Origin of the sequence: Gilvimarinus polysaccharolyticus, assembly GCF_001187555.1 — a bacterium.
In the GTDB taxonomy this organism is placed as follows: domain Bacteria; phylum Pseudomonadota; class Gammaproteobacteria; order Pseudomonadales; family Cellvibrionaceae; genus Gilvimarinus; species Gilvimarinus polysaccharolyticus.
Map to the genome: position 1 here is coordinate 65,532 of NZ_LFIJ01000001.1, position 24,641 is coordinate 90,172.

At 46.9% G+C, this 24,641-nt stretch carries 19 protein-coding genes and 1 pseudogene; 12 read left to right on the top strand and 8 right to left on the bottom strand.

All coding sequences use genetic code 11. The features are described 5' to 3' along the window. Positions 1-3: 3 nt before the first annotated feature. From GILYN3_RS00245 to GILYN3_RS00275, 7 genes are all read right to left on the bottom strand, one after another. Positions 4-1,008: a sugar kinase gene (locus GILYN3_RS00245; protein WP_049720990.1), complete on the bottom strand. Its 1,005-nt coding sequence runs from the start codon at positions 1,006-1,008 to the stop codon at positions 4-6. Then, positions 1,005-2,276 (bottom strand): MFS transporter, encoded by a 1,272-nt coding sequence (locus GILYN3_RS00250; protein WP_049720991.1) that lies wholly within the window; start codon positions 2,274-2,276, stop codon positions 1,005-1,007. The genes GILYN3_RS00245 and GILYN3_RS00250 overlap by 4 nt, the downstream gene beginning before the upstream one ends. Before the next feature lie 15 nt (positions 2,277-2,291). Continuing rightward, positions 2,292-3,446: a mandelate racemase/muconate lactonizing enzyme family protein gene (locus GILYN3_RS00255; protein WP_049720992.1), complete on the bottom strand. Its 1,155-nt coding sequence runs from the start codon at positions 3,444-3,446 to the stop codon at positions 2,292-2,294. Position 3,447: 1 nt separating this feature from the next. Then, entirely contained in the window at positions 3,448-4,095 is a 648-nt protein-coding gene (locus GILYN3_RS00260) for a GntR family transcriptional regulator (RefSeq protein WP_049720993.1), read from the bottom strand. A gap of 281 nt (positions 4,096-4,376) precedes the next feature. Next, the gene (locus GILYN3_RS00265) at positions 4,377-5,063 is read right to left on the bottom strand and encodes an SDR family NAD(P)-dependent oxidoreductase (RefSeq protein WP_049720994.1); all 687 of its coding nucleotides are present in this window, start codon (positions 5,061-5,063) and stop codon (positions 4,377-4,379) included. Beyond that, entirely contained in the window at positions 5,060-6,214 is a 1,155-nt protein-coding gene (locus GILYN3_RS00270; RefSeq protein ID WP_049720995.1) for a DUF6786 family protein, read from the bottom strand. The genes GILYN3_RS00265 and GILYN3_RS00270 overlap by 4 nt, the downstream gene beginning before the upstream one ends. A gap of 44 nt (positions 6,215-6,258) precedes the next feature. Beyond that, complete coding sequence (locus GILYN3_RS00275; RefSeq protein WP_049722490.1) at positions 6,259-7,041, bottom strand: IclR family transcriptional regulator; 783 nt, start codon at positions 7,039-7,041, stop codon at positions 6,259-6,261. 195 nt (positions 7,042-7,236) lie between these two features. On the opposite strand from GILYN3_RS00275, the gene GILYN3_RS00280 reads away from it, so the two are divergent. The 7 genes from GILYN3_RS00280 (at position 7,237) to GILYN3_RS00310 (ending at position 15,755) form a co-directional block, all read left to right on the top strand. Continuing rightward, the gene (locus GILYN3_RS00280; protein ID WP_049720996.1) at positions 7,237-8,397 is read left to right on the top strand and encodes an ABC transporter substrate-binding protein; all 1,161 of its coding nucleotides are present in this window, start codon (positions 7,237-7,239) and stop codon (positions 8,395-8,397) included. Then, positions 8,394-9,536, top strand: a complete 1,143-nt coding sequence (locus GILYN3_RS00285) for a CaiB/BaiF CoA transferase family protein (RefSeq protein ID WP_049720997.1) — start codon at positions 8,394-8,396, stop codon at positions 9,534-9,536. Before GILYN3_RS00280 ends, GILYN3_RS00285 begins: the two co-directional genes overlap by 4 nt. Further along, a complete protein-coding gene (locus GILYN3_RS00290) occupies positions 9,533-10,669 on the top strand; it encodes a CaiB/BaiF CoA transferase family protein (protein WP_084004968.1) in 1,137 nt (378 codons plus the stop codon). Before GILYN3_RS00285 ends, GILYN3_RS00290 begins: the two co-directional genes overlap by 4 nt. An 11-nt stretch (positions 10,670-10,680) precedes the next feature. After that, entirely contained in the window at positions 10,681-11,451 is a 771-nt protein-coding gene (locus tag GILYN3_RS00295; RefSeq protein ID WP_049720998.1) for an enoyl-CoA hydratase/isomerase family protein, read from the top strand. A gap of 39 nt (positions 11,452-11,490) precedes the next feature. Then, on the top strand, positions 11,491-12,942 hold the full coding sequence (gene aldA / locus GILYN3_RS00300) for an aldehyde dehydrogenase (protein WP_049720999.1): 1,452 nt from the start codon (positions 11,491-11,493) through the stop codon (positions 12,940-12,942). 12 nt (positions 12,943-12,954) lie between these two features. Beyond that, entirely contained in the window at positions 12,955-15,321 is a 2,367-nt protein-coding gene (locus GILYN3_RS00305; RefSeq protein ID WP_049721000.1) for a glycoside hydrolase family 2 protein, read from the top strand. A 65-nt stretch (positions 15,322-15,386) separates the two neighbouring features. Continuing rightward, entirely contained in the window at positions 15,387-15,755 is a 369-nt protein-coding gene (locus GILYN3_RS00310; RefSeq protein WP_049721001.1) for a cupin domain-containing protein, read from the top strand. A gap of 340 nt (positions 15,756-16,095) precedes the next feature. On the opposite strand, the pseudogene GILYN3_RS16405 reads toward GILYN3_RS00310, so the two are convergent. Then, positions 16,096-17,168: pseudogene (locus GILYN3_RS16405) on the bottom strand (IS3 family transposase). A gap of 304 nt (positions 17,169-17,472) precedes the next feature. Here GILYN3_RS16405 and GILYN3_RS00325 point away from each other — a divergent pair. The 5 genes from GILYN3_RS00325 (at position 17,473) to GILYN3_RS00345 (ending at position 24,640) form a co-directional block, all read left to right on the top strand. Then, positions 17,473-18,681, top strand: a complete 1,209-nt coding sequence (locus GILYN3_RS00325) for a glycoside hydrolase family 16 protein (protein ID WP_049721004.1) — start codon at positions 17,473-17,475, stop codon at positions 18,679-18,681. A gap of 76 nt (positions 18,682-18,757) precedes the next feature. Continuing rightward, complete coding sequence (locus GILYN3_RS00330) at positions 18,758-20,443, top strand: sodium:solute symporter family protein (protein ID WP_049721005.1); 1,686 nt, start codon at positions 18,758-18,760, stop codon at positions 20,441-20,443. 54 nt (positions 20,444-20,497) lie between these two features. Then, the gene (locus tag GILYN3_RS00335) at positions 20,498-21,730 is read left to right on the top strand and encodes a glycoside hydrolase family 117 protein (protein WP_049721006.1); all 1,233 of its coding nucleotides are present in this window, start codon (positions 20,498-20,500) and stop codon (positions 21,728-21,730) included. A 30-nt stretch (positions 21,731-21,760) separates the two neighbouring features. Beyond that, the gene (locus tag GILYN3_RS00340; protein WP_049721007.1) at positions 21,761-24,058 is read left to right on the top strand and encodes an FAD-dependent oxidoreductase; all 2,298 of its coding nucleotides are present in this window, start codon (positions 21,761-21,763) and stop codon (positions 24,056-24,058) included. A 12-nt stretch (positions 24,059-24,070) separates the two neighbouring features. Continuing rightward, positions 24,071-24,640, top strand: coding sequence for an RNA polymerase sigma factor (locus tag GILYN3_RS00345; RefSeq protein ID WP_049721008.1), 570 nt, complete (start codon positions 24,071-24,073; stop codon positions 24,638-24,640). Position 24,641 lies beyond the last annotated feature (1 nt).

A 24,641-nucleotide genomic window follows, 5' to 3' on the forward strand; every position in this document is an offset into this window, starting at 1 on the left:
AGGTTACCTATCAATATAGCCACAGGTGTGTCCTGCAGCTATTGCTTCAATTTGTTCCTGTGACGACAAATGGGGGTCGCCGTAAGTGGTATGAGAGAGCGCAAACGCCGCAGTGGCAAAATTAATGATCTTTTGTTGTGGCCAATGATGGATTAGGCCATGTAGGCAAGCTGCGGCAAATGCATCACCTGTGCCTAGACGATCGAGAATGTTTACTTTGATAGAGTGGCTTTGATATATGTGTTGTTGATCGGCAATGACGGCGCTTAAGGTGTTTTCATCGGCGCTGTGATGAATGCGACAAGTGGTTGCCGCGAGTACGCCGTAGTTGTCAGATAGGTCACGCGCAGCTTGTATATTAGATTTTTCAGGGCTTAATCCATCATAGTGTTGATCAAACACATCACCCATGACGCCCGGGTTACCAAAAACTATATTGGCGTAATTTAACAGCTCTACAAATACCTCCTTTGCTCGCGCTTTGTTCTCCCACAGGCGGCGGCGAAAATTCATGTCAAAACTTACGATGACTCCCATTTGTTGGGCCACTTTTGCGGCGTTGAGGGTTATCTCAATACAGTTATCGGACAGCGCCGGTGTGATACCGCTGAGGTGTAAGCACTCAACATCTTGCAGCAGATGTTGCCAGTTAAACTCATCGGGTCGGGCCTGACTGATCGCCGAGTGATGGCGATCGTAAATAACCCGTGAGGGGCGTATCGAATGACCCAGTTCAATAAAATAAGCCCCGATTCGTTCGCCGCCTTTGACAACTAAACTACAGTCAACTCCGAGCCGATGAAGGCTTGAGGCGGCGCGCTCACCGATAGCGTTATTCGGAAGTTTTGATAAAAACTTCACTTGATTGCCAAGTTTACTTAAACCTATTGCGACATTACCTTCGGCACCTGCAAACTCCATTTTAAGGTTGTCGGTGTCGTGTAGTGTTTGCCCCGGAAGCGTTGGCGTTAGGCGAAGCATTAACTCTCCAAAACAGGCGATGGTCATTGAGTGTTCTCCGGATTGTCCAGCTGAATGGTTTCTACTTTTCCTACCAAAAATAAATAAGAACAAAGACCAATAAACGCCAATGCGCCAATCAGCAATAAGGCTGGGCGAAAATCGCCGCCTTCGGTTAAATAGCCAATAGCGATGGGGACTGTTACTGCCGACAAGCCGCCGATAAAGTTAAAACAACCTCCAACCAAGCCCACCATATGTTTGGGTGATAAAAGTGATACAAACACCCAGTTAATAGACGCTAAACCGTTGCCAAAGAAAGTGATGGAGAGACAGACGGTGACCCAGAAGGTGCTGTCAACATAGTTTGCAGCTATGACGGTACTGGATAGGAATAGCCCGAGAATAATCGGTGTTTTTCTCGCGATCTCGTTGGATACGCCACGGCGAACTAAAAAGTCTGAGAAAAAACCCGATAATAAAACGCCAAAAAAAGCGGCAATAAACGGCACTGATGCTAGAAACCCGCTGTTTAAGCTTGTTAATCCACGATCCTCTTCTAGATAGGTGGGAAACCAAGTGAGAAAGAAAATTAGGGTACCGCCAAGGCAAAATTGACCGATATACACCCCCCAGAGCTTGCGGCTGGAAAACGCTATCCCGAGGTTTCGCCAGCTTACTTTAGCTTGTATAACATCGGGTATTTGCGGGGCGTCTTCGGAGTCTGTTGCCTCATCGGGTTCGCGATACAGTAAGTACCAAATCACCGCCCAGACAATGCCGATAAGGCCGGAGATGATAAATAAACCGCGCCAGCTAAAATATTCTTGAATCATTGCTAACACAGGCATTAAAAATGCCAGGCCAATAAATTGTCCCGATGTATACACAGCAATAGCGCTGGCACGCTCTTCGGGTGGAAACCACTGCGTGACAATTTTATTGTTTGCTGGGTAAGACGGCGCCTCGAAGACGCCGATGGCCATGCGGCAGCCGACCATAGCCACGAGCGAGCTAACCAGGCCTTGTACCAGTGTGGCTAATGACCAAGCAATTAAAATAAAAGGGTAGAGGACTCGTACTCTAACTATATCAACGACCATGCCTCCGGGGATTTGCATGATCGAATAGGTCCACGCGAAGGCTGAAAATAAAATACCGATTTGGACTCGGGATAATTCCAGGTCCTCACTAATAGCACTAGCGGCGACTGAGATATTAGTGCGATCCATATAGTTGATTACAACGCTGATAAATATCAATGTTAAAACCGAAGCTTTTGCCCGTAAACGCTTGGGCGAAACTGCCTTGTTCATTTTTTATTCTCGCTTTTACCAGTTGGTGTAGCTGTTGTCGGGTTTGATGAGACGCGGTGGCTCCCAGAATTTAAATGTTTTTCCTTGTAGCGCTTCTTCGTTGACATCGATACCAAGGCCCGGTGCGCCTGAGACAATAAAGTGGTTATCGATAACTTCTGGACGGTTGATAAAGTAACGATCGTAATCGCTTAAATCGCCGTCGTAAGGGGCGAGTTCTAACCAGGCTAAGTTGTTAATGGCAGCACAATAGTGGATTGATGCTGCGGTACATAATGGGCTTAGGGGGTTATGCGGCATCATATCGATGTAAGCTGTTTCGCATTGTGCGGCAATTTTTAACGCCTCGGTAAAGCCCCCTGCATTGCAAATGTCCACTCGGCCAAAATTGGTCAGAGCGCTGTGTACATAAGGAGCGAAATCCCACTTGCTGGTAAATTCTTCACCAATAGCAAAAGGAATGTCGACCATAGTGCGCAGATTTTGATAAGCGGCTGGAGTTTCATCGCGAATTGGCTCTTCTAAAAAATCCAGAGTGCCAGCTGGAAGGCGCGCACAAAACGAAACGGTTTCGGCAACGTTAAGGCGGTGGTGATAATCGATGCCCAGCACGATGCTGCTACCTAATGCTTCTCGAGCAAGAGTTAACCAGTGGGCACTTTTAGCAATGGAGTCACGCGGGTCAAATATCGTGCTCTGTTGGGGGTGACCGTGTTCACCTGTAGTGGCACGAATGACATTCCAGCCTTCATCTTTAAGGCGTAACACATCATCGATAAACCCTTCATTAAAAGCTGCCGTACTGGTGGCAAACAGCGGAATGCGTTCACGCTGTTTGCCCCCCAATAATTGATAAACGGGTACCCCGAGTGCCTTGCCTTTGATGTCATGTAAGGCCACATCAATGGCGGCGATGGCCGCGGCCAATACCCGCCCGCCTTCAAAATAAGCACCGCGGTACATTTGTTGCCACAGAGCGCTAATGTCGCAAGGGTCTTGGCCCTTTAAGAACTGCTCAAAATGCGCCACTGCCCCCATGACGGCTTGTTCACGTCCCGATAAGCCGGCCTCACCCCAGCCATAGATGCCCGCATCGGTTTCTACTTTGACCAGACAAACGTTACGAAAGCCGACCCAAGCGCTATAACTTTTTATTTTTTTGATTTTCATATCACTGCCGAATTAAGCGCGACCAATATTCGCCGCTGGTTTTAATGTGGTGCGCTAGTTGGCGTTGTAGTTGCTCGCCATCTTCATTTTTTAACGACTCGAGCATTTGTTGGTGCTCATTAATGGTGCTTTGTAGTTTGGTTTTGCTGATGGGCAGTTTGGCGTGTAGTGCCTGTAACATGATTTTCTTTTGGCGCCACATGGCCACCGCCATGCGGTTGTAATGATGGCGGTACATTTCCCAGTGAAAACTTGTGTCCAATTCACGAAAAAGACCATATTGATCGGATTCTAATGCCTGCATCTGATCAATGGTTTGTTGCAGCGTGTTTAGGTTTTCGCGGGTGTGGTGCTCGATAAACCAATCCAAAAGATAGGGCTCTAATGTTTGTAAAATCTCAAACACGTTGCGCATGGTCTCAAACTCAAAGCGGGCAACTCGAGCACCGCTGTTACGCTGAAATGTGACAAACCCTTCTCCCTCTAACTGCCTGAGAGCTTCGCGTACTGGATTTACGCTGGTGTCATAACGTTTAGCCAGTGTGGTTGTAACCAGTCGATCGCCACTTACGTAGTTGCCGTGGGCAATATCCTTTAGGAGTAGGCTGTATACGTCTGAGTCCGGCGACAGCAAGCTGGTTATGCTCATAATAGTTTCCGTGATTAATATTGCATACAATATACATTGCGATTGTGTGCAATTTCAATAGTGGTGCTATTAATTATGATTGGGCCGGATCTGCTGTTTGTGCTGGGGAGTGTGAATTAGGCGGTGTGCGGCGACGGAGGGTCGAGCCCCTTTGCACACTTTTGACGAGTTGTTGAGTGTCGTGGTGAATCTTCAGGCGATATCCGTTCGGCTATACCCACATTGCGTGGGTATAGTATTAACTGGGGATCGAGTGTTGTAAAAAAGAGAGGGGTTGTCTTCTACCAAGCGATAGGAGTTAGGTCGGCCTCTAAAAATGTACCATTGTGCTGAATAGATAGCTTGTTGATGCTCTGCAATATCTGCTGTGATACGGCTTCTGCGCTAGTCGGGGCGTCGGGGCCGCCCATCTCGGTTTGCACCCAGCCAGGGCTTATAGCAGATACAATAATGTTCCTGCCCGCAAGTTTCATTGCTAAGCGTCGAGTCAGCATATTTAAGGCGACTTTGCTCATGGCGTACTCTTCAAAGGCGCCGGTAGGGTTGATGTTTTCGTGCAGAGAGGCCAGTCCTGAGCTTAGTTGAACAATCTTGGCGGCCTCGCACAGCTGTTGATCTAACGCTTGAATTAACAGGGCAGGACCTGCTGCATTGGTGGTGTAACTGTCGAGAAAATGTCGCCGAGTCCACTGGCCGTATTCTACGTGATTAGTCGTGCCGGCATTATTAATCAACAGCTCGATACTGTGAGAATGTAATGCGTGGGAAAATTTGGCGATAGATTGATCGCAGGCTAAATCTAACGGGAGCAGGCTGAGTTCAGGGTGCGTTGCGCTCATCGCAGCTAACTCGGCGCTGATCGAGCCCGGCCGATGGCTGGCCACTACGTGTTTACCGACGTTAAGATATTGGCGGACTAATTCAAGGCCAATGCCGCGGCTGGTTCCGGTAATAATAGTTGTGTTCATTGCGCTGCTCTGGTTGCTGCGAAGACTTGTTCAATGTCGCTGAGGCCTATCCCCAATACTTGTTGTGCAATCTTATCCAGCTCGGCTCGCGTCCCTTGAATATGCACGGTGGTTTGTGTGTGCTGTAATGATTCCCCAGGTTGTAATTCACGGGTATGGGATGACGACTCTAATTCATAAAATGGTCCGAATGGCCCGAAACCATCTACGATTCCATCGTTAAAAACATTTATGACGTCACCCGCGTACGGCGCTGGATTAGGTGTCCAAACAGAGTTGACGTAAACGCCAGCTGCGGGTGTAAAGCTAAAATGAATTAATGTGAGTAGCTTGCGTTTGGCATCCCAGGCGCCCATCACAGGTTTGGTGTGGTCCGGTGGGATACCGATTTTATTCATATAATTGCCGTCGGCGTTATAAAGGACATGCTGATCGATAATTTTACTGTGACTGTTTTTGTTGGGGGAAAAGTATTCGACCAATTCGTTTAGTTGTCCGCGTAACGGTATAACGACGGTGTTGTTGTCGCTTGGTTCAAGGGCGGTTAAGTGCCACAAGCTGAGTAGGCCCGTCTCTTTATTCCAAGCGCTGTTAGCGATGTTGGTAAGCTGGGTGCTTGCGCTGAAGCCAATCAGTTTTATGTCTGCCGGTAAGCGTATATCAAATAGTTGGTTGATATCGTCATTGTCGAGCAACTTGATACTGCGGGTAACGTCAATTTCAAATAGAGTGTTGTTGTAGTTGGTTAAAGTGAACGCCCGCTTGAAAACCGCCTGTGTACTGTTGTGAGAAACAAGTGCGTAAGGTTCGATGGTCATAGCCGAGGGGTAGCTAATGTTATCGTTGGTGCGCTCAATACCGGGCTTAAACAGTAGCGAATAATCTCCTGTTTCCGGCCCAAAGCTTAAGCGATCTGCCCCGCCCATAGGGCGATTGGGCGTTAAGTCGCCGTCTTTAAGATAGTCCCGATTAACCCAGCCAATGCTCGCTCCCGCTTTGCCGGACAGGCTGGTTACCATAACCCTACCTTGCAGTTCGCCCAGTACGGCTAGTTGTTGGTTGCCGCGGCTTAATATCAGGGGCGAAAAATGCTGCTCCATTAGTGATATATCGCTGGCAAAGGTATTGGCGTTAGCCGCGAGTGAGTTCAAGCAAAGTACTCCTGTTAGCAGCGCGAGGCGGGCTATCTTATTAATCACTTAATACCCATGCGTTGGTTGATGTGTACGGCAGTCTTGGTAATGGCATTAAGTATGGTGCTTTGGTCATGACTTTGCCCGAGACTGGTGGTAAGCGAAGAAACTGCCAGGGCGGCCATCAAGCCTGAGGCGGCGGTGCCTACAAATGCGGCACAGTCGGTAACGCCGATGGTGATTTCGCTGGCCGCGCAGTGATGCCCTTGCTTTTTAATGGTTGTCAGTTGGGCTTTTACCGTTTGTTGCTCTTTTGCGCTTAAGCGACTAAAGCATTCGTCACCTAATAACAGGCGCTCTTGCTCTTCAGGGGCAAAATTGGCTAGGAGTACACGTCCCGAGGTGGTCGTAAGCAGCGGAAATAACGTACCTTCCGCGATCGAAAGAGATACTGGATCCGGGCTTTTAACTTGGCTTACGACCATCAATTTACCGTTGTAGGGTACGCTGAGGTGGCAAGCTTGGCCGATTGTTTCTGCCAATTCTTGCAGTGGCAGACGCGCCGCATTGGTCAATTGCTCAATCGGGGAGTGGGTGTGAGACAGCGCATATAACTTTAGCGATAGGCGGTATTTGCCCGAGCTCTCGTCGCGGTTTAAGTAGCCGCGTGCTTCTAGGTTTACCAATATTCGATAGATTTCATTGGGGCTGCGCGCTAGTCCTGCCGCTATTTCGGCTTGAGAGCGGGCGGCTGATTCGGCGGACAGGTATTCAATAATATCCAGGCCTTTATCCAGCGCAGGGGCCGAGTATTTTTTGGTTTTATCCATAAGTGTCTGGTTCATCTTTGGTTTTTCCGCCGTATGGCGGTTGCCCTCTATTATGCCTGTTATATCGAAAATCGATAGTGCTGCCATTGCGCCGCTTTTAGGCTACAGTAGCGCGTAAAGTGTATTGTAGAAAGAATATTGTATGCAATAAGATAATAATTTATAGTGGAACTTATAATTTATATATAAATATCCCGCCATGGTGTTCTTATGAGCTCAGCAATAACGGAATTAAAAGGTATTACTTGGAATCACACGCGAGGTTTTGTGCCTATGACGGCGACGGCGCAACGATTTGAGGAGCTGAATCCAGACGTTCGTATCAGTTGGGATAAGCGTTCACTGCAAGCTTTTGCTGATGAACCTATCGATCAGTTGGCGAAGCGTTATGATTTATTGGTCATTGACCACCCTTGGTCGGGCTTTGCCGCGCGCACGGGCGTTACAGTGGCATTGGATGATTGGTTGCCGGCGGAGTTTCTTGCGGATCAAAAAGCTAATTCTGTCGGTCGTTCCTATGAAAGTTATAGCTTCGATGGGCGCCAGTGGGCGCTGGCTATCGACGCTGCGACCCCTGTGGCTGCGGCGCGCATGGATCTCTTAGCGAATATGGGGGCAGCTGTGCCCGATACGTGGAGTGATCTGTTGGCGCTGGCCAAGCGCGGCAAGGTGGTGGTGCCCTCGATTCCGCAAGATACGTTGATGAACTTCTATATGCTGTGCTCGACCATGGGCGAAGACCCCTGTGAGCGTGCCAATGAGGTAGTTAGTCAGGATGTGGGTATAAAGGCGCTGAAGATGTTGCGTGAGCTGTCGAAATTATTGCCGAAAGGGTGTTTTGATTGGAACCCCATTCAAGTATACGAAGCAATGACCGCAACAGATGATTTTGCCTATTGTCCCTTTGCCTATGGCTATTCGAATTATGCAAAGCCTAGATATGGCAAAGGTCTGCTAAAGTTTAGCGATATGGTGTCGCTGCCAGACACAGGTCGTTGTCGCACTACACTAGGTGGCACCGGATTGGCTATTTCAGCAAGTTCACCGCATAAAGAAATAGCCGCACGTTATGCGCAGTTTGTTGCGAACGCGACTATGCAGTCGGGACAATTTGTTGAGTTTGGAGGTCAGCCGGGGCATCGTGAGGCTTGGTTGGCCGATTACCCTAATAGCACCAGTGACAATTATTTTAAAGATACTTTGCCAGCACTGGATCGTGCTTTTTTACGACCACGATATCACGGGCATATGTTCTTTCAGGATAATTCCGGCGCCCCAATTCGTGAGTATTTGATGAATGGCGGTGATGAAAAACAGTTGCTGGATAAACTAAATAAACTCTACGTTCAGTCAAAGAGTGAAAATCCATGAGTCTTCCCTTAGCCGGTGTTACGGTTCTCGAGTTTAGCCAGTATTTGGCGGGCCCCTATGCGGGTCTCAGGCTGGCAGATTTGGGCGCCCGTGTCATAAAAATCGAACGTCCCGGCAAGGGTGATGCCTGCCGTCAGTTGGCCACTAAAAACTTGTGGGCCGATGGCGACAGCGTATTGTTTCATACCATTAACCGCAATAAAGAAAGCTTTTCTGCCGACCTAAAAAACCCGGCCGATGTTGTTACAGTTAAAAAGCTTATCGCTCAAGCTGATATTGTTACCCATAATTTTCGCCCTGGAATTATGCAGCGTTTGGGGCTCGACTATGAGTCGGTTAAGACGCTTAATCCAAGCTTAATTTACGGCGAGGTGAGCGGCTATGGCGATACTGGTCCATGGAAGGACAAGCCAGGTCAGGATTTACTGGCGCAGTCGGTATCGGGTTTGACCTGGGTGACGGGCAATGGCGATCAGCCGCCCACACCTTTTGGTATTGCGGTGGCCGATATGTTGTGTGGCACCCATTTAGCCCAGGGTTTACTGGCGGCAATGGTGCGTAAAAAGCGTTTTGGTTTGGGCGGCAAGGTCAACGTCAGTTTACTAGAGTCTATTTTGGATTTTCAGTTTGAAGGTTTGACCGCCTATTTAAATTCGGATAACGAGCTGCCCCAGCGCAGTCAGGTGGCTAACGCACACCCTTATGTCGGTGCGCCTTATGGTATTTACACCACAGCTAATGGCCATATTGCGATTTCCATGGGCAATTTAAAAACGCTCTGCGACGCTATTGGCTTGCAAGGATTGGAAGATTTCTATGGCGTCGATGCGCAGTACTTTGAGCGAGATAAAATTAAAGCGGCGCTACAAAAGCACTTAAAAAATCGTACCAGCGGCGAATGGTTGCAAATGTTAGAGCAGGGCAGCTATTGGTGTTCAGAAGTTTTAGATTACGAAGCATTAACCCAGCATGAAGCTTATCAGGTGTTGCGGATGGAGCAGAATCTGCAACGTGGTGATGCCAGCTTAACAACCACTCGTTGTCCGATTCGTTACAACGGCGCGCGACTTTACAGCAGTAAAGCCGCACCGCGTGTGGGCGCCGATAATGAAAAAATTGCACAGGAGTTTTCTCTGTGATTAAGCCTTTGCAAGATATTACGGTACTCGATTTTACTCAGTTTTTATCTGGGCCTTCGGCCAGTTTGCGCTTAAGCGATTTAGGCGCTCGGGTGATTAAGGTCGAGCACAAAGAAAAGGGCGATTTATCTCGCAGTATTTATGCGTCGCATTTAAATATTGCTGGTCAGTCGGGCTTTTATCAGGGGATTAACCGGGGCAAAGAATGTTTGGCGTTAAATTTAAAAGATGCTGATGATTTAGCCCTAGTAAAACAAATATTACCTCACGTAGATATTGTTCTGCATAACTTTCGTCCGGATGTTATGCAGCGCTTGGGATTGAGTCCGCAAGAGCTGAAAAGAATTAATCCCAAGGTTATTTACGGCGAGATTACAGGCTATGGTCACGAAGGCCCCTGGCGTGACCGTCCTGGCCAAGATCTACTACTTCAAGCGCTTTCCGGTTTGGCCGGTTTAAGTGGCGATGAGGCGTCAGGCCCAGTACCTATGGGTTTAGCTATTGTTGATAACCTTGCTGGCGCGCAGTTGGTGCAAGGGGTGTTGGCCGCTTTATACGCAGGTGAGGGCGCATTGGTGCAGGTGAGTATGTTGGAGGCTGCTCTGGATTTTCAGTTTGAGCCACTCACCCTTTACTACCATGATGGAGAAGCGGTTAATCGCGGCACTGATAACGCCGCTCATGCCTTAGTGGGGGCGCCTTACGGTTTGTATAAAACCAGCGATGGTCACCTCGCACTGGCTATGGGCTCGATTACCTTTTTGGGCGAACTGCTGGCGTGTGCTCCATTGTTGGCGTTTGCCGATCCCGCTCGCTGGTTTGCCGAGCGCGATGCCATCAAAGCTATATTGGCGACACATCTTGAGCAACAAAGCACTGCCCATTGGTTAAGTATTCTTGAGCCTGCAGATATTTGGTGTGCTGAGGTTTTAAATTGGCAGCAACTGGTCGCCCATGAGGGATTTCAGCTCTTGCATATGGTGCAAGAGGTCAGCTCGGCGGGAGGATCTTATTTGACTACTCGCTGCCCGATTCGTATCGATGATCAGTTGCTGACTCAGCCGCAAGGCGCGCCGTCTTTAGGCGAGCATAACCATTTATTACGTGCTGAATTTTTAGCGCCCAATTCGTAACGGAAATCGCCATGATTACACTGGAAAAAAACGGACGAGTTCTTGAACTTACGTTTAATCGGCCACCGGCTAATGCTTATACGCTGGAGTTTATGCAGGACTTAGCTCGCGCACTAGATACCATTGATGCCGATACCGAGGCCAGTGTAGTGCTGTTAACCAGCGCCAGTGATAAATTCTTTTGCGCCGGCGCGGATATAAAAGAATTTTCCCGAAACAGTACTCAACACAATCAGCAGTTGGTGGCTCAGGCTCGTGCCAATACCGCGCAAATGGAGGCCAGCGACAAGCTCTTTATTGCCTGTATAAATGGTCATGTGCTAGGCGGTGGCCTAGAGCTGGCGATGGCTTGTGATCTACGCTTTGCCGCACGCGGCACATATTTATGGGGGTTGCCAGAAATAAAGCTGGGTTTGATTCCGGGTAATGGTGGTACACAGCGGCTGGCACGTTTGGTCGGAATTAGCAAAGCATTAGAGTTATTGGCAACTGGGGATAATTTTGTCGCCCAAGACGCATTTGATTTTGGTTTAGTTAATCGCCTGCTCCATCCAGAGGAGTTACTTGAGAGTGCCCGCGCCTATGCTCTGCAGGTAGCTCAAGGGCCGGCACTGGCGTTAGCGGCCACCAAGCACGCGGTGCGTGATGGTGCTCAATTAAGCTTGGCCGATGGACTGGCGCTTGAGAAAAAGCATTGCGATGCCTTGTATGACACCGAGGATGCCGCTGAAGGCTTTAATGCTTTTGTCGAAAAACGTGTCGCAAAATTTAACGGACGCTGAGGTTTACTCCCGCGACCAACCGATCTGAGGACAATAATAATGGCCACATCACTGACGCATTACCCCTGTTATATCCACGGACAATGGGTGGATGCCAGCAATTGCGCAACCTTTGAGGTGCTTAACCCCGCCAATGAAAAACCTTGGGCGACTGTGCCAGATTGTACCGATGCCGATGCAGAAAAAGCTTTGCAAAGCGCTCGTCAAGCTCAGCCTGCATGGCAAGCGCTGCCAGCTATTCAGAGGGCTCAGTATTTATTTAAATTAGTGGATGCGCTAAAAGAAAAGCGTGATCATTTTGCCAAACTATTAGTACAGGAGCAGGGTAAAACGCTCCCTGAGGCCTATGGCGAATTTGACGATACACTTAATTACATTACCTACGGTGCCGAAGCCGCGCGCCGTATCGAAGGCAATATTTTTCCATCGGATAACCCTAATGAGCAATTGTGGATTCAGAAAGTTCCCTATGGTGTCACATTAGGCTTATGTGCCTATAACTTTCCTCTGGCACTGATCGGTCGAAAAATTGGACCGGCGTTGGTGACCGGTAACACCATGGTGTTAAAAGCTCACGAAGCAACACCGGTTACCGCCTCGGAGTTTTGCAAAGTGGTTGATGAGGTAGGGTTTCCACCAGGGGTTATTAATTTAGTCAGCGGTACTGGTATCAATGTCAGCTCTTATTTGGTTTCTAACCCGATTACTCGATTGGTGTCGTTAACGGGCAGCACCCGAGCTGGCCAGGCAATCTATAAATCATCATCTGAAAATGTATCCGGCTTGGTGCTTGAGTTGGGGGGTAAAGCAACTTTTATCGTCCTAGAGGATGCCGACTTAGATCGGGCTGTAGAGGCCGCCGTGATCTCCCGTTATGCCAACTGTGGTCAAGTATGTATTTGTGCCGAGTTGGTGTTGGTGCACGAAAGTATTGCCGAGGAGTTTACTCGCCGAGTGGTGGAGAAAGTTAAACAGATTACTTACGGCGATCCGTCTACCGATGTCAATATGGGGCCCAGTGTCACCGGTTTGAGTATTGACCGGGTTGAAGCAATGGTGAATGAAAGTGTCGCTCAAGGGGCAAAAATTGAAGTTGGTGGTAAGCGCCCAAGCGGTAAAGAGTTTGAGAAAGGCTATTGGTTTGAGCCAACCGTGCTAAGCAATGTGACGGCCGATATGCCAGTGGCGGAAGAGGAAGTTTTTGGACCGGTACTGCCCATTATTGCCGTTAAAGATTATCAAGAGGCGCTGCAGATCAGTAATACACGAGAAGAAGGTTTGTCCGCTTATATTTTTAGCAAAGATATTCCCACCGTGATGCACGCCATTAATCATATGGAGGTGGGAACTGTATTTGTTAACCGTCAAATAGTGGGTTACATACAAGGTTATCACTCGGGTCACAAGCGTAGCGGAACCGGTGGTGAAGATGGTGTGTACGGTATTGAAAACTACCTGCAAAAACGCGCCGTATATTTTAATTACGATTAATCAGAGGTAACTATGTCACGTATTAATATAGATTTAAGCGGTTACCGCTGGCAAATGGAGCGGATGCGACCGGGGCAAGGTGAGAAAGAAGGTTTACATTTATTGCCCGCCGAGTATCAGGGAACCCACTTTAGTTGGAATTTTGCTAATGTGCCGGGCGATGTTTATACCGATTTGCATCGAGCTAATGAGATCGCGGATCCGTACTTTGGTCGTAATATGCATCGCGCTAAGTGGGCGGCAGAGTACGAGTGGTGGTACAGCCACCGCTTTGCAGTACCCAGTGAAATGCACGGAAAAAAAATACGCTTGATTTTTGATGGTGTCGATTACAGTTGTAGTGTTTGGCTAAATGGTACTTACCTTGGTCGGCATGAAGGCATGTTCTCGGCGTTTGAGTTTGATATTTCCGATGTGGTGAGCTTTGCCGATTGGCGAGACGGTTCAAACATGTTGATGGTTAAACTTGATCCGCCGCCTAAAAACTATCGTAACTGTGGTGGAAAAAAAGTAAATTTTTCGGGTGATTATTTCTCGGGTTTAGTACCTTTTGGTATTTGGCGTCCGGTGCGTATTGAAGCTACCGAGCAAGTGCGCATCGATAGCGTACGCACCGATGTAACTGTCGCTAGTGATACTCAGGCAGAAGTGGCCTTGACGGTTGATCTTGTCAATCATACTGATGTTCCACAAGAGGTGGAGTTGACCGGTGTGTTGGCTGGTAAAAACTGCGATACAACAACTCAGGAGTTTACTCAGCGGGTAACGGCTGCGCCAGGTAAAAGTCAGTTGAGTACCAGCGTTAAAGTCGCCGATGCTAAGCTTTGGTGGCCTTGGGATATGGGCGAACAAAATCTGTATCAGTTAGATTTGTCGTTAACTCAAGATGATAAAACCCTAGATCAGGCCTCCGAGGTTATTGGCCTGCGTGAGGTCACTATGGACTTCAATCCAGGTTACACGAGGGATGATAACGAGTTTCCTTGGACATTTTTTATTAATGGTAAGCGACACTTTTTACGCTCGGCTTGCTGGGGTGGGCAACCATCGTTTTTGTACGGTCGCAACACGCTTAAAAAGTACGAAGACCGTGTTGCCATGGTGCGCGAAGCTAACATCAACAATCTGCGAATTTTTGGCTGGCATCCGCCCGAAATTCCTGACTTTTATCGCTTGTGCGATGAGCTTGGCATCACTGTGTGGACCAACTTTACTTTGGCGACACAAGCCTATCCGAGTGATCAGGAGTTTGTGGATGGAGTGTTGCATGAATGTGTCGAGACGGTTAAACAGCGTCGCAATCATCCGTCGCAAATATTTTGGATGGGTGGTGAGGAGGTGTTTTTCTCCGGGGCTCATGAAGAAAGCGGCAATAAACAGCTTATGGAGGTGATAGGTGATGTAGTAGCTGACTACACTAATATCCCCTATGGTTTAGCCTCGCCATTAAGCTCAGAGTCAGCTCAAAATATGGGATTTAAGCCTCATGAGAGTATGCATGCTAATGAGCACTATTATCAGGGCGGCAAAGAGTTTATGGAGGAGTATTATCCATCGCTTGATTGCGCCATTATCCCAGAGCTAACGGCTGCGTCGGCGCCTAATATTGACAGCTTGAAGAAATTTATTCCTGCGGATGAACTTTGGCCTATGGGGCCAAGCTGGGCTTATCATTGGGCCGATATCGATATTCTTAAAAATCTTAATTTTGAGGTTTTTAACGATTACAAAATGGGGTCGTTAGAGGAGTTTGTTGAGGCTACGCAAATAGCCCAGGGTACGGTTATTCAGTTTGCTCTAGAAACTTATCGACGTCGTAAGCCCAAAATGAGTGGTGTGGCCCTATGCCACTTTATGACGCATGTTCCCGATATTAAATGGGGTGTGGTCGATTATTATGGCGAGAAAAAACAGTCTTTCGAGTGGTTAAAGCGGACTTATCAACCATTGTTACCGAGTCTGGAGTTTACTAAGCGTCGCTGGAATTCAGGCTCCGAATTTAGCGCTGGAGTCTGGGTGGTTAATGATTATCAAAAAGACTTTAAAGAGGTGGACCTGTCTTGGCGAGTTGTTTACCAGAGTAAAGACACAGAGGCTGCGGGCTCTAAGACGCTTGACATTGACTGTGACAGTTCGGCCCATTATTTTGATATTAATTGGCAGCTACCAGCTAATGCTGAGGGCGACTTTGAAGTGGTATTGTTAATTGCCAGCAAGCAAGGTGAGGTGCTTGCAGAAAATCGCTATACCCTGTTGGTTGGCGATCAACAAGCCGCTAAAGAACAAAGCCTTAAGTATCTAGACGAAGCGTCGGCTCGGTTGGAAAAGTGTGGCCATAGTGTTTATCGCTACTGGCCTGAAATGTGGGAAATTGAGTGATTTGATCGCGATGACGGCTCTAACGAGCCGTCATAAGGTTAAAATTAGGGCAATAAGGTATGACGATGTCGTTTCATTTTTTTATGGCACAAACTGCTTCGTGCAGTCACTTGACTCGTGGTTGCTCCCCCGATCTTGCTGCGATTGATGTTCCAGGTTGGCAGGTGCAGCTGGTAGAAGATGCGGGAGTCAGTTTGCTGGTACTAACTGCCGATACTAATGCTGAGTATTTTCCGCCACATGCGTCGCCAGATAATTGGCTGGCCTTAGTGGTTCAGGGAGAAGCGCGCTTGTTTAGCGGAGATGAAACTGAGATTGCCGATGGGGTAGATTGTAGCCCTGGTGATTTTATTAGTTTTGGAGCTAATACTTACCATAGTTGGGAGCTCTTAGAGGGCCCTTTAAAAATTGTCCTTTCTAAAGTGGCAGGTTAAAAGCTAAACCATTAAAAGGTGAAGAGTTGGTTAGGTTGTTACAGGGAGTTAAGTTTTTATTAAAATAATAATGTTTTACCGTCGTATCAATACCCTTTAAAGAGAGCTTAAGTGCCATTGATAGATTCTTCTGTAGCCTCAATGAGAGTGCCCCGATGGTTGCTGGGCGGCGTTATACTGCTACTCCATAGCATATGCGTTTCGGTTTCAGTGTCGGAGGATGCACTCTGTTCTGACTGTCATGTACAGCTGGAAGAAATCCCATCACTTTAATGCTATGGCGCTTGCCAGCCCAAATAGTAGCGTACTGGGTAACTTTAACTGGACTTCCCAGGCTTCACTAGACACTGGCTGACTCCAAAAAATACGTCTCTTCAAACTTAACAGGCGATACGCCGCCTGTATGAGTGTGGCGTTTTATTGGATTGTAAAGCATCTCTATAAAATTAAATATCTCAGTTTTCGCTAACCGCATTATCATGGCAGTTGCCGCGCCGGCTCATCGAAGGCATGAGGTTGTGCTCTTTCATAAAGGCCAAGTAATCCGCGCTGGTATACTGGCTTCCTTGGTTGCTGTGGACAAGTACTTCGCCTTTTGGCCGGCGCTGCCAGATCGCCATGAGTAAAGCATTGATCACTAGGTGGCGGTCAATATGTTTATCCATCGCCCAACCTACTATGCGGCGCGAGAACAAATCTAAAACCGTGGCCACATATAAAAATCCTTCGCAAGTTCGCACATAAGTGATGTTGCTGACTCAAGCCTGATTTGGATGCTTAGGATTGAACTGACGATCAGGCACGTTAGCGGCTGTCTTTTCTGGCTTACCACCTTTGATGTAACGGCACTTGTAGCCTATTTGCGCTTTTAAGCGGTTTTCCCGCATGATTCGAGCAACCCGGTGAACACTACAGCCTTCACCGGCCTCGCGCAGGTCGCGGTGAATCCATGGGCTACCATATCGTTGACCATATACGATTCTTTAATTAGCCTTAACAGCCGCTGATCCTCAGCCGCTCTATCCGATATGGGTTTCTGTAACCAGGCATAAAACCCACTGCGGTGCAGCTTGAGCACGCGGCACATGGCTTTAATTGAAAACTCATTCTGGTTATCACGAATGAAGGCGTACTTTACTCGGACTGGCTTGCAAAGTACTTTGCGGCCTTTTTTAGAATGTCGCGTTCCTCCGTGACACGCATCAACTCAGCTTTAAGACGAGCGACCTCAGTCTGGTCGTCCGATGATTTGATCTGCTGGGGGCTGCCATGCATGGAGGCCTTCCAGTGGTATAAGGTTTTGGTGCAAATACCGAGTCGCTCCGCGAGCTCGGCAACAGAATAACCTCGATCGACTAGCTGCTTAACAGCCTTTTCTTTAAATTGCTGTGTGTATCGTTTTCCCTTGCTCATATGACCCTCTCTTTGAGTTGCATTTTAACTCTTTTGGGTGTCTAGAAAAGTCTGGGAAGTTCAGAGGTTTTACCCAAAAGTAGGCGGTAAGCTGACAGATGATCGGTAACCTCTACTCAGCTCAAAGAACCTATTCAGTATCATTTTCAATGAGTGGAAATGTCACGAAGCAAGGCGCTCCATAGTCTGGGCAGGATTAAGTGGATTCGTTAAAAAAATATAAATTTTATGTGTCATTCATGCTCTTCGCCAACACTTAGTGTTAGAGGCGGAAGATAGCCACCACTAACTACGGGGAGTAATAATGAATAAAAAATGCGTATTGGCTTTGGGTTTACTGAGTGTATCGATGGCTGCCTTGGCCTCTGAGAATTCACAGAGCATTGATCTGACTGACTACCAACTGGACTGGTCGGACGAATTTAACTATCCCGATAAACAATTAGACGAGATGTGGATTAGCCAGAACGGTCCCACCGAGAACGAGTGGGTGTTAAGCAGTCGATGGCGTGATAACGCCGTGGTAAGGGACGGGGTGCTTTATTTAGAAAGTCGCAAAGAGAGCCGTGGCGGCCAAGACTGGACGACAGGTAATATCTGGAGCAAACGTACATTTGGTTACGGTTACTACGAAGCGAAAATGAAGTATGCCGGCGCCTACGGGACTAATAATTCATTTTGGCTTTGGCCCAAACAGGGAGTAGCTGAAGGTGATAAGGCGTGTGAAATTGATATTAATGAAGGGCATTACCCCAACATTATTAATACCAACATTCACAATTGGACTGATAAATATACCTTGCCAGATGGTCGTGTGTCGCACTCGGATAATCAGCTGCACCATACCTTGCATGGCTCATCGGACCATAATGTTGTTGTTGATCCACAGATAAACGCAACCAAAATTCGGTTGCGATCAAATAATCCCGCCTCTATTCATATCTCAGAGTTTAAGGTGTTGAATGCTAAAGGTGAAAACATTGTGAGCGAGGCCAATATTGCCACCAATGGAACCTTCACTAAATTACCTTCAAAAGATATTTTTGCGATAGATGAGCGTGAAGATACTCGTTGGGTGTCAGAAAAACATGGAGAAAAGTGGTTAGAACTGACTTGGAAGAAGCCGCAACAAGTGACAGCAATCGAATTGATTAATGGCTGGCTGCAGGAGGTTGGAGCTTCTGAGGGAAGGTATCGAAATCTAATCAGCGATTACGTTATCGAGTATTTTGACGGCAGTGATTGGCTTTCTGTGGCTCAGTATGATGCTGCAACAGTGGCAGATTACTCAGAGCAATGGCATACCTATGGTCTTGAATGGGATGAGGGCTATTTTCGTTTTTATCTTGACGGCGAGCTGTACCACGAAATGCGCAACGAAGTTTGCTTTAGTGAAACAACAATGCTGTTTAGTTTGGCGATATTGAAAGCGGATATTTCTGGACCTGTCACGGACGCTATCGATGGAACTAGTATGAAGGTGGATTGGGTTCGTTATTACACCAAAAAATAATTGTAACGCCGCTTGGGCGAGGTTCCTGTCCAAGCGGCGTTTTTTGAGTCATTTATAATAATAGAAGCATGACTATATGAATATTATTGATGTTGGTGTTATCGCTGTTTTTACTCTATTGGTGCTGGTTTGCGGCATGAGTTTTTCTCGCTCGGGTAAAAGTATGAACAGCTTTTACGCTGCCGGAGGTGCATTGCCTTGGTGGATGAGTGGATTGTCGCTGTTTATGAGTTTTTTCTCTTCGGGCACATTTGTCACTTGGGGGGCTATTGCTTATAGCCAGGGGTTTGTCGCCATTACCATTCAATGGACTATGGCCATATCCGGGATATTAATTGGTTTGTATATTGCGCCGCGCTGGAACCGCACTAAAGCGTTGACCGCCTCTGAATATATTCGTGATCGTTTAGGTGTTGGTGTTCAGAAAACCTACACTTATATATTGTTGTTGATAGGTAGTTTTTCTACCGGTGCTTTTTTATATCCAGTAGCTAAAATTGTTGAAGTAAGTACTGGGATTCCTTTGCATCTTAGCATTTTTATTTTGGGTGCCGTTATTTTGGCTTACACCGCGGTTGGCGGCCTGTGGGCGGTAATCGTGACCGATATTTTGCAGTTCGTGGTGTTAACCGCTGCCGTGATTATAGTGGTACCACTAGCGCTGGATAGAGTTGGGGGCTTGTCCGGCTTTATGGCGCAGGCACCCGCGGAGCTGTTTGAGCCGGTCAGTGGTGATTACACCTGGACATTCATTGTGGTATTTGGCTTGTACAACTTGTTTTTCATCGCAGGAAATTGGCCCTATATTCAACGCTATACTTCAGTGGCAACCCCTACGGATGCCAAAAAAGTCGGATTGTTATTTGGGGCTTTGTACTTTATTAGTCCGGTCATTTGGATGTTGCCACCGATGATTTATCGAGTGCTAAACCCAGACTTGACGGGATTGGCTGATGAAGGAGCCTACCTCTTGATCTGCAAAGAAATACTCCCAGTAGGCATGTTGGGCTTAATGCTTGGAGCGATGATCTTTGCCACCTCCAGTTCAGTTAATACTGCTATTAATTTGTTCTCGGGGGTTATAGCAAATGATGTTTATAAAAACATGAAACCGAGTGCGTCGGATCGAGATTTAGTTCGTGTCGGGCGTATAGCAACGGTTGCTTTAGGTCTAATCACGATTTTCGTTGCACTACTGATTCCGAAAATGGGTGGAATAGTTTCTTTTGTGTTTACTATTGCCGCAATGACCGGAGGTGCGTTGTTTTTGCCTCCAGTATGGGCGCTATTTTCTAAATACCAAACGGGTTCCATTTTACTTGGAATCTCTCTTATAACCTTAGCTGTAAATCTACTGTTTAAATTCTTTGTGCCAAGTTTATGGGGGGTTAGTCTCGATCGAGAGGCCGAGACGGTTCTGGGGATCGGTTTGCCGATTGTGCTTTTGACTCTATCAGAGATTGTTGCCCGATTAAGACGCGCAGATACGTCACAGTATGATCGTTATAAAGTGCTCGAAGTGGCTAAGGTGGAGGCAGCAAAGTCTATTTCTCAAGCGCAACACGACAGCGAGAATAAACATGGGCAATTAGTCATCGCAGTGGGTGTAGCCGCAATAGGTAGCATCATGTTGGCGCTTTCGTTGGTAGCCGAATCAAGTCAGTTATTGGTCGCACTAATGGGCGTGGCCATGCTGTTGGTCGGTGTAACTGTCTATGTAAGGCAATCGCGACAATCGGAAACGCTTCTCTCGCGGAATTAATGTAGAGCTTACGTACGAATTTATCTAACGATTATATGAGTTTTGGAGTGAAGAATGACAACAGGTAATGACAATAAAACTGAAGCCTTTCCATGGGATATCCCACTATCACGTCCTGATCGTGAGTTGAGTAAGGCGATGGCTAGATTGTATGAAAATTATCCCACTCCAAGGCCTGAAGATAATCCATTGTTTACCAGCTTTAAATATACACGTATTACTGGTTTTGATTACGGCGCGGAAGATGGTCGAATCTCCCGTCGAGATCCATCTAAAATAATTTGTGAAAATGGCACTTTTTATATTTGGTACACCAAGCGCGATACTGTCTCGGCGCCACGTGGTGCCGCCGAGTGTACAGATGAAATTCCCTCGATGGATTGGGATTTAAGCGATATATGGTATGCAACGTCAGAAGATGGTTTTCATTGGCAGGAGCAAGGTTTGGCGGTAGCTAGAGCGGAAAAACCTAAGCTAGGTTGGCGTGCCGTTTGTACTCCCGACATTTTAGTCTGGAAAGGAAAATATTATTTGTATTATCAGGCGTTTGATGAACCCAGTGGATTAAAAGGGGATCACTGCCCAGTGAGCGTGTCGGTAGCCGACTCTCCTGATGGTCCGTGGACGCCTTGCGGTGATTCAGTAATTCCCAATGGCGCACCAGGCGAGTGGGATCAATACTCTATTCATGGGCCTTACCCCATCGTTATCAATGAAAAAATTTATATCTACTATAAAGCCGCATTTGGCGACCGACCGGATTATTTGGTTGGCAATGGGGTGGCCATTGCCGACGATCCACTGGGCCCTTTTGTTAAGCATCCGCTTAATCCTGTACTCAATTCTGGTCATGAGACAACCGTGTTTCGTTTTGGCAAAGGGGTAGCTGCCTTTGCGATTCGAAATGGCATAGAAAGTAACACGATTCAGTATTCAACTGATGGTATTAATTTTGATATTGCCGCAGTAACGGCTCTTATGCCGGTGGGAGCAGGGCCTTATATAGCAGATGTATTTACGAGTAAAGGCGAGGGGCAGGGGTTTACTTGGGGCTTGTCACATTTTTGCGATCACGATAAACCCGACACCAAGTTTAGTTTTTTGGGGCGTTTTGATTGTGATTTACGCAATAAAATGCCGCGTTCAAAAGTGGCTAATAATACCGAGGTTAAATGGCATCCCGATGTATGTTTTTCCCAAGGGTTAACTGATGATGTAAGAGCTGAAAGAGAACAAGAGGCGCGGGAGATTGCAGCTGCATCTCTTAATATTGTATTAAAAGCCTAATGATTATTAGCCGATTAAGAGTTTAACGTAATGATTCGTACCGAGTTTAGTAAGTCGTCCCGTTCAAACCGTTGCTGTGATATCAATGTTGATCTAGTTGTGGCAGGCGGTGGTCTATCTGGTGTTTGTGCGGCCATCAGTGCCGCTCGCTCTGGTGTTGAAGTCATCTTGGTACAAGATAGGCCGGTGCTGGGAGGTAATGCCTCTAGCGAGGTTCGTCTTTGGGCATTAGGTGCGACTTCTCATATGGGGAACAATAATCGCTATTCTAGAGAAGGGGGGGTTATTGATGAGATCATGTTAGAAAATACCTATCGTAATCCTATGGGTAACCCTCTGATTTTTGACGCGGTGTTGTTAGATAAAGTAGTGGCCGAAAAAAATATAACACTGCTATTAAATACTGCTGTTTATCAGGTGAATAAAAGCACGCCTTCTAAAATAGAGTCCTGTGATGCTTTTTGCAGCCAAAATAGTATTCATTATCGTTTAAATGGAAAAGTGTTTATCGATGCTACGGGCGATGGCTTGCTGGCTTTTAATGCTGGAGCGAGCTTTCGTATTGGAGCTGAAGGACGAGATGAGTTTTCTGAAGGTATGGCACCGGCTAAGCCAAACAGTGATCTATTGGGTCACTCGTTATTTTTTTACAGTAAGCGAATGAATTACCCGGTTGCCTATCAAGCCCCTGATTTTGCTTACACACAAGAGGAAATTGGATCTTTACCACGCAGTAAAGATATTAAGAGTGGCGATTCTGGCTGTAAGTTTTGGTGGCTCGAGTACGGTGGCATTCACGATACTGTTTACGATACGGAAGACATTAAGTGGGAGCTTTGGAAAATCGTTTATGGCGTTTGGGATTATATTAAAAATAGTGGTCGTTATAGCGACGTAGAAAATTTAACCCTCGAATGGGTAGGTACTATTCCCGGTAAGCGTGAAAGTCGACGCTTTGAGGGTGAGTATATGCTTAAACAGCAGGATATTGTCGAGCAGCGTGAATTCTCTGACGTGGTATCTTATGGCGGCTGGGCAATTGATCTGCATCCGGCTGAGGGGGTTTATAGCGATAAGCCTGCTTGCTCTCAATATCATGCGAAAGGTGTATATCAAATCCCTTTCCGCAGCTTTTTAAGCCGTGATATTGATAACCTTTTACTGTCGGGTCGTATTATCAGTGCGAGTCATATAGCGTTTGGCTCAACTCGAGTCATGCTTACCTGCGCCCACGGTGGGCAGGCTATGGGCCAAGCTGCTGCTATGTGTGTGATTAAGGACTGCGAGCCTAAATCATTATTAGAGCCGCCGGCTATGGCTCAATTACAACAAAGCTTAAATCTTACCGGGCATGGCTTGCCTGGGATTGCTTTAAATAAGCAAGAGTGTTTAAGTCAAAGCGCCAAGATTGTTGCCAGTAGCACCTATAGCGGTAACAGCTTGGGTGCGGTAACTGGTTGGACCGAGCTTACTCAGTCGTTGGCGCAAATGCTGCCTTTAGCCAAAGGTAAGCTTCCTGTGGCGCAGATTAAAGTAAAAGCACTTCGAGCTACAACTCTGACAGTTCAGTATCGGATCAGTGAAAAAGCACAAAACTTTACACCTGAGGCAATACTGGCCTTTAAAACATTGTCACTGATCGAGGGTGAGCAGGATATAGTTCTTGATTTACCCGGTGAGCTCGAAACTGCCCAATATGCTTTTTTGTGCTTCATGGCTAATGATGCGATTCTGTTGGCAACGACAGAGCGTCGTTTAAGCGCTATTGCCACAGTGCGGCATAAAGAACATAAAGCAGTTTCCAATACGGGTAAGCAGATTGCACCACCTGACAGTGGAATTGATGAGTTTGAGATCTGGACCCCTGAGCGTCGTCCAGATGGGCATAACTTAGCCTTAAGTTTTTCTCTGCCAGTTTCTTTTTATACGCCAGCTAACTTAACCAATGGATTTACTCGTCCTTGGTTGGGTAGTAATGCGTGGGTTTGCTCTTCTGAAGACCCAGCTCCAGAGGTTAAGTTTTTATGGGACTCTCCAGTTCGGATTGAATCTGTACGGATTTTTTTTGATTGTGATTACGATCATGCGTTAGAAACCGTACTTATGGAACACCCAGAAAATATAATGCCATTCTGTATTCGTCGCTATCGACTTTTGGATGATCAGGGGCGTGTAGTGTATGAGAGCGAAGATAACCATCAAAGTGTTAATGTGATTAATTTCTCTCAGTTTGTGGATACCGAAAAGTTGATTGTTCAGATGGAGCACCCTTCGCAACAAGTGCCAGCTGGATTATTTGAAGTACATATTCAGGGTAAGCATATTTAATAGGTCGTATCGATGAAGCTTGCTAATGTTACGGTTAATTCAGATTCACAACATTTGAAACATTGGGTGGAGCTAGCTCGTTCGGGTGAAATTAAGGCTTTTGAGTGGGTAGTGAAGCATCAGCAGAACAGTGTTCGTACTTATCTTGCAAAACGGACCGATTACAGTCGTGATGTCGATGATCTTACGCAAGAGACGTTCGTTTTGGCATGGCAAAAGTTAGCAGAGTTAGAAGAGGTTGATGCTTTTAATGGCTGGTTGTTTGCAATTGCGAAAAATCTATTGCGTAACCATCATCGTAAGTTGGCGAGACTATCACCCACCGAACCAGATTTAGTGACGCAATTACTTGATCAAGTTTCATCAGAAATGGATGATCGAGAAGAAAGCGCTGAATTAACACTGTTGCGACAATGTTTGTTAAAGCTAGATCATCAGGCTCAACAAACACTTAGGCTATATTATCACGAGGGTTACAGCTTGCAGGAGTTACGTGAAACGACTGGCGTGGCGCACTCGACCTTAACTATGCGCCTAAGCCGCTACCGAACAAAGCTACGCGATTGTATTAATCGAGGTTAAT